The 10,385-nt window shown below is 64.9% G+C and carries 12 protein-coding genes and 2 pseudogenes; 8 read left to right on the top strand and 6 right to left on the bottom strand.

The window, feature by feature from the left end; translation table 11 throughout:
- Positions 1–36: 36 nt before the first annotated feature.
- Complete coding sequence (locus ON19_RS45145) at positions 37–279, bottom strand: hypothetical protein (RefSeq protein WP_043702782.1); 243 nt, start codon at positions 277–279, stop codon at positions 37–39.
- A gap of 118 nt (positions 280–397) precedes the next feature.
- Between ON19_RS45145 and ON19_RS34610 the strand changes: the two genes are divergently transcribed.
- Positions 398–1,168 carry a TetR/AcrR family transcriptional regulator gene (locus ON19_RS34610; protein WP_051169607.1) on the top strand — a complete coding sequence of 257 codons (771 nt, stop codon included), beginning with the start codon at positions 398–400 and terminating at the stop codon, positions 1,166–1,168.
- Positions 1,169–1,396: 228 nt separating this feature from the next.
- Here the strand turns inward: ON19_RS34610 and ON19_RS34615 are convergent.
- Positions 1,397–1,600: pseudogene (locus ON19_RS34615) on the bottom strand (Tn3 family transposase); the annotation flags it as partial.
- Positions 1,601–1,718: 118 nt separating this feature from the next.
- Between ON19_RS34615 and ON19_RS34620 the strand changes: the two are divergent.
- Positions 1,719–2,594 (top strand): universal stress protein, encoded by an 876-nt coding sequence (locus tag ON19_RS34620; RefSeq protein ID WP_043702788.1) that lies wholly within the window; start codon positions 1,719–1,721, stop codon positions 2,592–2,594.
- A gap of 64 nt (positions 2,595–2,658) precedes the next feature.
- Here the strand turns inward: ON19_RS34620 and ON19_RS34625 are convergent, their stop codons facing one another.
- From ON19_RS34625 to ON19_RS34635, 3 genes are all read right to left on the bottom strand, one after another.
- A complete protein-coding gene (locus ON19_RS34625; protein WP_043702791.1) occupies positions 2,659–3,111 on the bottom strand; it encodes a hypothetical protein in 453 nt (150 codons plus the stop codon).
- Positions 3,112–3,176: 65 nt separating this feature from the next.
- The gene (locus ON19_RS34630; RefSeq protein WP_227954793.1) at positions 3,177–4,085 is read right to left on the bottom strand and encodes a DsbA family oxidoreductase; all 909 of its coding nucleotides are present in this window, start codon (positions 4,083–4,085) and stop codon (positions 3,177–3,179) included.
- Positions 4,086–4,268: 183 nt separating this feature from the next.
- Positions 4,269–5,396 (bottom strand): NADH:flavin oxidoreductase, encoded by a 1,128-nt coding sequence (locus ON19_RS34635; RefSeq protein WP_043702796.1) that lies wholly within the window; start codon positions 5,394–5,396, stop codon positions 4,269–4,271.
- Between the two features lie 115 nt (positions 5,397–5,511).
- Between ON19_RS34635 and ON19_RS34640 the strand changes: the two genes are divergently transcribed.
- Positions 5,512–5,979 carry a MarR family winged helix-turn-helix transcriptional regulator gene (locus tag ON19_RS34640; RefSeq protein WP_051169608.1) on the top strand — a complete coding sequence of 156 codons (468 nt, stop codon included), beginning with the start codon at positions 5,512–5,514 and terminating at the stop codon, positions 5,977–5,979.
- A 115-nt stretch (positions 5,980–6,094) separates the two neighbouring features.
- Here the strand turns inward: ON19_RS34640 and ON19_RS43060 are convergent, their stop codons facing one another.
- Positions 6,095–6,748: a caspase family protein gene (locus tag ON19_RS43060; RefSeq protein ID WP_043702799.1), complete on the bottom strand. Its 654-nt coding sequence runs from the start codon at positions 6,746–6,748 to the stop codon at positions 6,095–6,097.
- A 336-nt stretch (positions 6,749–7,084) separates the two neighbouring features.
- On the opposite strand from ON19_RS43060, the gene ON19_RS34650 reads away from it, so the two are divergent.
- The 5 genes and pseudogenes from ON19_RS34650 to ON19_RS34670 form a co-directional block, all read left to right on the top strand.
- Complete coding sequence (locus ON19_RS34650) at positions 7,085–7,951, top strand: haloalkane dehalogenase (RefSeq protein WP_043702801.1); 867 nt, start codon at positions 7,085–7,087, stop codon at positions 7,949–7,951.
- 290 nt (positions 7,952–8,241) lie between these two features.
- Positions 8,242–8,499, top strand: a pseudogene (locus tag ON19_RS34655) (family 1 glycosylhydrolase); the annotation flags it as partial.
- A gap of 156 nt (positions 8,500–8,655) precedes the next feature.
- Positions 8,656–9,072 (top strand): VOC family protein, encoded by a 417-nt coding sequence (locus ON19_RS34660; RefSeq protein WP_043702808.1) that lies wholly within the window; start codon positions 8,656–8,658, stop codon positions 9,070–9,072.
- 318 nt (positions 9,073–9,390) lie between these two features.
- On the top strand, positions 9,391–9,966 hold the full coding sequence (locus tag ON19_RS34665) for a TetR/AcrR family transcriptional regulator (RefSeq protein ID WP_227954794.1): 576 nt from the start codon (positions 9,391–9,393) through the stop codon (positions 9,964–9,966).
- An 82-nt stretch (positions 9,967–10,048) separates the two neighbouring features.
- Positions 10,049–10,385: TetR/AcrR family transcriptional regulator (locus ON19_RS34670; protein ID WP_043702814.1), on the top strand; the 337-nt coding region annotated here is incomplete at its 3' end.

Genomic DNA, 10,385 nt, shown 5'->3' on the forward strand with positions numbered 1-10,385 from the left:
TGAATTATCGTCACCAAAAGATCGGTGGATCCGCGCTCAGCGGAGACTGCCGAGGAGGCCCCCGTGAAAGGGGGTGAGTTCGTCGATGCGGCCGGCGAGGACCTTCGCCAGCCACTCAGGATCTCCCAGCAGGGCTCTGCCGACCGCCACGAGGTCGAACTCGTCGCGCTCCATGCGGTCGAGCAGCTCGCCGATGTGGGCGACCGGACCGAACCGTCCGTCCCGGGTGCTGCCGATGATCACTGCGGTGCGCAGGATGTCGGTAGTCGAGTCAGCCACGAAAACCCCTCAACCGTGTGTACGTTGTATCCACGAAATACACCGTACACATAGCCGTGTACGGTGTCCACATCGGTTACGATGTACACGGCATCATTCGGCGGAAGGAATCCAAGCGATGGCCTCCCAGGAGAGACAATCGGCGAGCGAGGACAAAGACCCCGTCTCGGTGTGGGAGCGCATCGAACGGCCGACGCCTGCTCCCCGCGCGACCCTGACTCCCCGACGGATCGCCGAGGTGGCTGCCGCTATCGCAGACGCTGAGGGACTCGACGCAGTCACCATGCGCCGGCTGGCCACCGAACTCGGTGTCGCCCCTATGGCCGCGTACCGCTACGTCACCGGCAAGGACGAGCTACTCGAGCTGATGGTCGACTTCGTCTACGGAGAGCTCGATCTGCCCGACAGCAAGGACGACTGGCGCGCGACCATACGGTCCGTCGCCCTGCGCATAAGGGAGGCGCTGCTGGCGCACTCCTGGGTGACGCGGGTGGCGTGCGGCGCGCCGACTCCGAACCAGTTGGCCGTAACGGAGGCGGCCCTCGTAGCGCTCGACGGCCTCGGGCTCGACGTGGACACCGCCATGGCGGTCTACAGCACCGTCACCGCCTATGTGCACGGCGCGGTCGATTCGGAGGTCAGGCTGAGTCAGATGCTCCACGTGCGCGGATGGTCCACCCGTGAGGAGGCCCGCGCGGGACTGGCCACACAGATGACCTGGCTCCTGAACACGGGCCGTTACCCGATGTACGCGCGCTATATCCACGACGCCGACCGTAAGGACGACGTGCAGTGGCAGTTCGAGATCGGTCTGGACTCTGTCCTCGATGGCATCGCGGCGCGGCTGGGCAATCCGAAGATATCTCGGGGACCGGTCGGCGCAGAGTAGACCGAAGGCCCGCTGCACGTCACTGTCGAAACCGCCACGCTCTCCGGTGAACTCGTGACCAACCGACTACCACCAGGGCCTCGTGCGGCTGCTGCTGCACGAGATCTACCATCTTGCGGGCGTGCTCAGGCGCGCATGCACCCCGGCATCGAGCCGATCCCTGTTGAGCAGTACACGCACAGTGGCCGGAATTGAGCCTATGCGAGTCGCCATCCCCGCAATCGGGCATCAGAACAGAGTGTCGCGCACACGCAGCGGCCGGTAGCCGGTGGGGCCGAGTTGCGCCAATTCGGAGTCGATGTCGACCTCGATCGCTCCGAAGAAATTGATGTTCTCGCTGTGTGCGGGCGAGATATGGGCGAGCACCTCGTCATCTATGCGCCGGCCACCCTGGCGCAGTTGATCCACCGCCAGCCAGTAGTACTTGGTCGTCGTCCAGGCGGTATCCGGGGTTTGATCTTGATTCAGCCTGTTTCCACTGTGTCGCGCGACCGGAACCGGGTACTTCTGTGCGAGCCAGTACTGACCTCGGTAGCGAAGGGAAACCCTCATGGTCAGCAACGCACCGATTCTCGCGGCGGTGGACGGCTCACCCAGCTCGTATCAGGCCGTGGCCTGGGCAGCGGTGGAAGCCGCGCTGCACCACAGCCAGTTGCACATCCTCACCTCGAAAGCGGTTCCCACTGGATTCGGTCCGGGCATGTCGATGAGCGAGACAGACCTCGAATCGCTGCGCCGCGACGGCGAGACGATCCTGAACGAGGCAAAGCGCGTGGCCGACACCGCGGCTCCCGGCGCCGGGCCGGGCATCATCACCGAGGTGACGTTCGAGTCGATCATCCCCACTCTGATCGAACGCTCCGAACAGACGGGGATGCTGGTCCTCGGCAGCCGCGGCATCGGCGCTTTGCGGCGGGGGCTGCTCGGTTCGGTCAGCACCGCCGCCACCCAGCACGCCCTCTGCCCGGTCGCGGTGATCCACGGCACGGCCGCTATCGACGCAGTATCGGCGGCCAAGCCGATTCTCGTCGGCGTCGACGGCACCGACAACAGCGTTCCCGCCGTCGATCTCGCCTTCGAGGAAGCTTCCCTACGCGGCGTCGGCGTCGTCGCCCTGCACGCCTGGAGCGACGTCACGGGCCTGGATCTGCCGATCGGCGATTGGACCGACCTCCATCGGCAAGAGCAAGTCGTCTTGGCCGAAAGCCTGGTGGGCTACAGCAGCAAATACCCCGACGTCCCGGTCCGCCGTATCGTCGTTGTCGATCGGCCGGTCCGCGCCCTCCTCGAAGAATCCGAGAACGCCCAACTCGTCGTCGTCGGCAGCCACGGCCGCGGCGGATTTGCCCGCATGCTCCTCGGCTCCACCAGTACTGCTCTGCTGCACTCGGTGGAAACCCCGGTAGTCGTCGTGCGCTCCACGTAACGGAACTCGAACACGGACTGAGAAGGTGAGGATCGTGCCGACCGCTGCCGACTCCACGACCTCCTTATCCGCCGAATCCCACGAGTCCGGCAGCCAGGTCGGGGATATCGAGCACCTCGAGTGCCTGCTGACGTACGTCGGGGCAGGTCTGAGTAGTGACGGTGTCGACGATCGTCTTGTCCTTGATGACGTCGTCGGTGAGTTCGTTGCGGGCTGCCCAGTTCTGCACGGTGCCGTTGAAGCTGACCTTGGCAACGGTCGAGCCTTGGTCGCGCCAGTTGTCGAGTTCGGGACTGATCATGTCGCACAACTGCCGAGCGGCTTCGGCAGTAACTTCGGCACCCTCGGTGGGCGAGGTCGTCGGCTGTGTGGTGGTGGTGGTGGTCGGCAGTCCGGTGGCGGTCGTGGTATCCCGTGCGGTGTCATTGTTGTTGTCGCAGCCGGTGAGTATGACCCCCGTGGCCAGTGCGCCGGCGACGAAGATCGAGCAGGTGATTCGATTCCGGTGGTCGGTCATGTCATCTCCTTCTTGTCGAGCCGGTTGGGCTCTTCTTCCCATCCCGCCGAGGTGAGCCCCGTTCATCAGCGGGCGATCGTCAAAGCGTGGTCGAGGAGCCGATTGATCGTCTGGGGGTCGTCGGCATCGATGACGGGAAAACCCTCGCCGGGTTCCCCGACCCAGTGCAGTTGAATGCCGGGGTTGTGGACATCGCTACCGTCGCCGAGGAAAAAGTGCGGGCTGCCCTGGACCTTGTCGCGGTGTGCGTGGTACTCCCGCATCATCTCTCCGCGGGCGACACCAGTGTCCAGCGCCACGGCCAGCTCTGCTTCATCAACGCCCGGACAGCGAGTGGCGATGTCGATCAGTTCGTGCAACAGGTCGATCCGGCCACTGTCGCAGAAGAAGGCTCGACGAATCGCCATGTCCAGTTCCTCGGCGGCTCGGAGCGATTGACGTTTGGCAGCGTGGACGGCCTCGTTGGCGAGCATGGTGGAATTCGGCCAGGTCGATATGTCGTTCTGCCAGAGTTTCCACCCGAAATCCGGTTCCAACGCGCCGATGACGGGGATTTCGGCATCGAGGTAACGCTTCGGGATCGGGAACCGGTTGACGTCTTCGAGCGCGAACAGCCGCAGGTCCACACGTAGCTTGTCCTGGGCACCGGTGCGCGCCCTTGCTCGGTAGAAGCGGTCCAAGGCCAGGGTGGACCAGCCACACGCGACATCGGTGTACACCACGATCGTGCCCGCGCTCACTTCGACCATTCCGAGCTGCCCTTTCTCCCCGCGCGGTGCACTTCCGCATCGAGTCGGCTTCCCTCGTAGCGGCCGAAGATCGCGGTCGGGCCCGCTGACCGACAAGGCCGTAGTTCCAGCTTTCGGATCAATGATCGACTGGTCAGGACCTCGACCTTCGGCATCCTTGAAGGTCCTACCCGCAGACAACGTCCTGAAACCGAGCCCACAGCGCGGCGAGGTGACAGCCGCCAATGCCCTGCGCGCACTCCCGCTGGTGCGTCAGCTGCTTCGGTACGCCGCCCAGGACATCGATATGCCCGCACTGTGCCGAGGTGAAGGGTGCTCATCGGGCGCTGCGCGCGCTGCTGTTGCTCGCCAAGCACAGATCTCGGCGAGACGGGACGATCTCACCCCATCTCGCCGAGCAGCACTCGCCTAGCTCAGCGTCTTCAGAGCCGCCGCGTCGTACGGCTTCAGCTCGTCGATCCGCCCCGCCAGGATCTTGGAGGCCCACTCCGGGTCCTGGAGCAGGGCGCGACCGACGGCGACCAAGTCGAATTCGTCGCGCTCCAGGCGATCGAGGAGGTTGTCGAGGCTGCCGAGTTCGGCGCCCTCGCCCGTGAACGCACGGAGAAAGTCGCCGTCGAGGCCGACCGAGCCGACGGTGATCGTGGGCTTGCCGGTGAGCTTCTTGGTCCAGCCTGCCAGGTTCAGGTCCGAGCCGTCGAACTCCGGGCGCCAGTAGCGGCGGGTGGAGGCGTGGAAGGTGTCGACGCCGGCCGCGGCGAGTGGAGCCAGGATCGCCTCCAACTCCTGCGGAGTCTCGGCGAGCCGGCCGTCGTAGGCTTCCTGCTTCCACTGCGAGTAACGGAAGATCACCGGGAAGCCGGGGGAGACGGCCGCCCGGACCGCGGCCACGACCTCGGCCGCGAACCTCGTACGGGCCACGGGATCACCGCCGTAGACATCGTCACGGCGGTTCGTCCGCGCCCACAGGAACTGGTCGAGGAGGTAGCCGTGAGCACCGTGTAGTTCGACGCCGTCGAAGCCGATGCGCTCGGCGTCCGCCGCGGCCTCGGCAAAGGCGCCGATGACGTCGTCCAGGTCCCGCTGGGTCATCGCTTTGCCGAAACCCTCGGTGCCGTCGAGGCGAATACCGGAGGGGCCGACAGCGGGTGCATCAGGGTAGGGCGCGTCGCCCTGGTTGCGGACCATGCCGATGTGCCACAGCTGCGGCACGATCGTGCCGCCCGCCGCGTGTACGTCCTTGGCGACCTCCGCCCACCCCGCCAACTGCTCTTCACCGTGGAACCGTGGCACACGATCACTCTGCCCGGCGGACTCGTGGCCGACGTAGGTGCCCTCGGTGACGATCAGGCCCACGCCGGCGGCGGCGCGGCGGGCGTAGTACGACCGCACGTCGTCACCGGGAATGCCGCCAGGGGAGAACATGCGCGTCATCGGTGCCATCACGATGCGGTTCGGGACGGTCAGGCCGTTCAGCGTGACGGGCCGTGACAGGATCTCGGCCGTTCGGGACGCCTGGGACGCGGTGACGCTCACTGGATGCTCCTCATCAGGTACTTGAGAAATTCGATGGTTGAGAACTTCAAACAATGCGGATACGGTAGAGGTAGATATTTGAGATGGTCAAGTTTCTGCGGATAGGGTGGTTCTCATGGCAGAAGCTCCCCGCGTCGACACGGCCCAGCTCATGGAGCTGCTCTCGGTGTCCCTCGGTGCCTACTACGGCGACTTCACAGCCGCGGCGGCGAGTGAGAACCTCACGGCGAGCCAGGGCAAGACGCTGACGGTGCTGCGCCGGGGGCCCGTCGCGATGCGCGCCCTGGCCGAGACCTTGGTCTGCGACGCCTCCAACGTCACCGGGATCATCAACCGGCTGGAGAAGCGTGGCCTCGTGCGCCGGGAGGCCAGCACATCCGACCGGCGCGTCACCAATCTCGTCATCACGCCCGAGGGCGAGCAGGTAATCGACACCATCCGGGCGAAAATGCGCGCCACCCAAGACGGCCTGAACAGGCTCAGCGACCAGGACCGGAATTGTCTGTACGCACTGCTGGAACGGGTTTTCGCCGCCCGGCTCGGTACCCGACCGGACGCACCTACGTCGGTCGCCGGTCGCTAGGCGCCAACGACTCCGGTCCACTGCCCGAGCCGTGCAGCCACACCACCGTGCCCGGCGACGAGCGACCGTGATGGGCGCAGCGAGTGAGGGATGGGCGTGGGTTGCTGAGTACGAATCAGGTCACTTTCGCTGCTTCTGGAACGAGCGCCAGAATGCGATCCCACGGCTTGCGGCGATGGTTGCCGGATGACTCGGACCGAGTAACCGAAGCCGTATCGCGTATAACTCTTCGTACTCGGCAATGGCGCCGTTCATGTCGCCGCCGGCGCCGAGCCAGCCAGCCAGATTTTCCTGAGCGCCAGCGTGTTCGGGTGATCCGGGCCGAGTAGCCTTCGTCGTTCCTCGACTTGATTTCGATACTGGCTTCGCACGCGTCCACCAGCACCACGAGACCGTCCAACGACTGGCATTCGCCGAGGCGTTCCCGCATTGCCTGGGTGAGGTGCACGGCAGTGTCCGAGTCCGCGCTCGACCCGGGCGAATCGACCGCGAGCAGCCGGAAGTCCTGGGACCCCACGCTCGAGCCATGACCGAGAAAGGAGATCAGCAACGTCGCGCTCGACGCGTTCGCGACCGCGAACGCTTTCTTGATCTCCCTCTTCAATTCCGCGACGGTCGGATTCAACAGCAGGCCGCTGTCGGCTACTGGTTGCCATCCGCCGCCCCGCGTCAACGCGGTGTAGAGACCAGAGGCAAGTTCCTCGACGAAGCCGAGGCGTGGCAGCGCCGCGCACTGCGAGCCCACGATCAACGCAAAACGGTTCGCCACGATGCCACTATGAACGCCGAACCACCGAGCCCACAACCGAACTCGCACAGAGCGACGGAATCTCTACGCTCTGCCATTCCCATTTGGCCAGTCCCCGATAGCGCCCACCCGGTGCGCACGAATCAGCTCGATGACCTGAAGCTCCGGACGTGGACAGGCAGAACCGACCATCCCTGACCGGAGGAACGCCCCGCAGAAGGCCGCCTGCACCACCGCGGATCAGCACGGCGCTCCGCCCGGCAGCGATAGCGACGGGAGAGCGGCTTCGGCGCGATCGGCTAGGGGCCGGCGCTGAGCAGGACAGCGCATGTAGGCTCGCGCAGAGGGAGGGGCTCAATGCTGATCGACTTTGTTCCCGACGGGAACCTGTACCCATTCGCGTCGCGCTGGTTCGACTCCTCCGTCGGCCGTGTTCACTACATCGACGAGGGCACCGGACCAACGATCCTGTTCTGTCACGGCGCTCCGGCGTGGAGTTTCCTCTACCGCCACATCGTGAAGGCCCTGCGCGATCGGTACCGTTGTGTCGCCGTCGACTACTTGGGCTTCGGATTGTCCGAACGGCCCACGAGTTTCGGTTACACCATCGCCGAGCACACCTCGGTCCTCGGCGAGTTGATCGATCATCTGCAACTCGATGGCTTCGTCGTGATGGGACACGATTGGGGCGGGCCCATCGGTCTGGGCGCGGTCACCGCGCGGGCGGACCGGGTGAGCGGGATCGTTCTGGGCAATACCGTGTTCTGGCCGATCGAGGCAATCGCCAACCGGGCATTCAGCATGATCATGAGCAGCCGTCCGATGCAGCGGCGGATACTCGAACAAAACTTTCTCATCGAGCGCGTGTTGCTCGCTGAGCTGAAGCACACGCTCACCACGGTCGAGGCCGATCACTACCGCGCGGTGCAACCCACCGCCGAAGCCCGTCGCGGACTCGCTGCCACGCCCGGGCAGATTCGTGCCGCGCGTCCCCTGCTCGAGCGACTCGCCCGAGACGTGCCTGCCCTGCTCGGCCACAAGCCCACCCTGTTGGTATGGGGAATGCGAGACATGGCCTTCCGGCCGAACGCCTGTGTCCCACGAATGCGCGCCGTCTTCGCAGATCTCGAGGTGGTCGAGTTGCCGCACGCTCGTCACTTCATCCAGGAACAGGAACCGGATGCGATCACGGCAGCGATCGCGAAGCGCTTCTCGCAAGTGTGATCGGATGACGAGGCATTGACGCCGGAGCCCGGCCAATGGCAGTCCTCACCGAGCGGTCGGCGCGTGGACGCGGGTCGAACTGCGTCGATTGCGCCCCCAACACCTCGACGGCTCCGGTCCTACCCGTCCAGTTCTAGTCGGCGTGCTGCGTTCAGGAACGCGCTGGCGCGCCAATCCGAGGCGTTGGATCACGGTGCCGACCTGGTCGTCAGTCCACTGCACTTTGTCTTCGAGGCGGTCCACCCCGGGTGGGCAGTCGACCGAGGAGACTTGGGCACCGGGTTGGACGGCGTGGATACAACTACTGGAGTCTCACCGACAACTACGAATGGGGCGACTACACACCGCGATTCGGGCTCTACACGGTGGACGCGGTCACCGACCCCGCACTCACCCGCCGACCCACCGAAGCAGTCCAGGCATACCGCGACATCACCGCCCACAACGGCGTCCCCGCCGCCTACCGCCCTACCCGCGCTCCTGTCGAATGCTCGCTGGTCACCGTCCCCGACAGCTGCACCCACCCTGTCACGATCACACCACGCTGAACTCCAGTCAGGGGCGACCCGGTCGTCGGCGTCGAAGACATCGCGGGGCACTCATAGCGAGCCCCGCCGGATCGCGAGATTCCCCGCGGCCGAGTGACAAGACTTCGCGGTCAGGCCCCCTGAACGAAGCTGGGTGATCATGACAGAATCTCGATCATGCCGATCGCCACCAGCTCGTTCGACCATGCCCGCTTGACAGTGACCGACATCGACAGATCCCGAGCCTTCTATGACGCCGTCTTCGGATGGCCGATCGCTTGGGAATGTCCCGCGGACGCGGACGAAGCCACCCGTGCGCGATTCGGGTTCCTCTTCGGCGGTGTGATCTACCAGATGGGTGATGCACTGCTCGGACTTCGCCCCGTCGCCAGCGACGAGTTCGACGAAGATCGAGTAGGACTCGACCACCTCGCCTTCGCCCTCGCCACTCGGTCGGATCTCGATTCGGCCGCTGCCTTGCTCGACGAACTCGGCATCGCGCACGCGGGAGTGAAAGACCTCGGTCCCATGTACATTCTGGAATTCCGCGACCCGGACAACATCGCGCTGGAATTGGTCGTCCGCAAGCAGTAATCGCCCCTTCCCTCGCGTAGGCGCGGCGCCGCAAGTGCCGGAGGCCGGTGAGCACACGACGGCGGCGACCTGCTGCCCGGCGCGGCGCGATGGTGCGCTGTTTCGTCGATATCGACTCTCAGGAGGTGGTGGGTACCGTATCGCATCGTGCCGTCACCGAGACTCTGCCGCCACCGGAAGTGCACCAGAGCCGTTCATTCGACACTCCCGCAGACCGTAGGGTTGGCGACAGTGACCCCTCCCAGCGACAGCAGGCAGGAGTATCGGCTTATGCCGTCGAACAGTGGCACCCGTCGTCCGACACAGGAACGTGCGAAGGTGACCCGTGAGCACATCCTTGACAGTGCCGCACGCCTGTTCGGAGAACACGGGATCACCAACACCTCGGCCAACCGGATCGCCGCCGACGCCGGAGTGAGCGTCGGGACTGTCTACCGCTACTTCACCGACCGCACGGTCATGGTGGACAAGCTGATCGAGCGGCTGCTGGAAAATGCCGAACAACGCTTCACTCAGCGTGTGTTCGGCCTCGCCGAGCAAACCACCGCAGAGCTGGTGGCGTCCATTCTGGAGGTCATCACCGACGAGTTGATGGCCAACGCCCAGTTGATACGTGCGCTCTCGGTCGGGGTCTCGTTCTATGACACCGGCATCCCCGAACTCGAACTCCGTCTACGTCTTTTCGCCAAGGTGCTGGTTATCCAGCTGCTCGGCCCAGGCGACGACCACAAATACGACATCATGAGCATCGTGTTGATCAACACCGGGATCGCGGCAGCGCTCCGCGCGTCGGTGCTTGAGATCGATGACCAGCAACGTAGACGGGCCCTCACCGTCACCGCGCGTGCGGTCGCGGCGTGGATCGAATCCGAACGCACGCAGGACTCGGCATGACGCAGGTCGAACGCGGAACAATTGGCCCACCGTCAGAACGCACAACACCGGGCCTCCTGGGCCGGCAGACAGGAGCGGGTAGGTGACCCCGCAGAAGAAGGCGACTCGTCGTCCGACCCAGGAACGTGCGAAGGCGACCAGGGAGCACATACTCGATACCGCCGCGCACCTGTTCGGGGAACGCGGGATCGCCAATACCTCGACCAACCGGATCGCTGCCGAGGCCGGGGTGAGCGTCAATACCGTCTACCGACACTTCACCGACCGTGCGGTCATGGTGGACGAACTGCTGGACAGGCTGCTGGAAAATATCGAACAGCACCTCATTCGCAGCGTGTCCGATTCCGCCGGCAGAACCGTTCTGGAACTGGCCGTCACCATTCTCGAGGCCATCACCGACGAACTTGTGGCCAACGCTT

Source organism: Nocardia abscessus NBRC 100374, assembly GCF_000308455.1.
Taxonomy (GTDB): Bacteria; Actinomycetota; Actinomycetes; order Mycobacteriales; family Mycobacteriaceae; genus Nocardia; species Nocardia abscessus.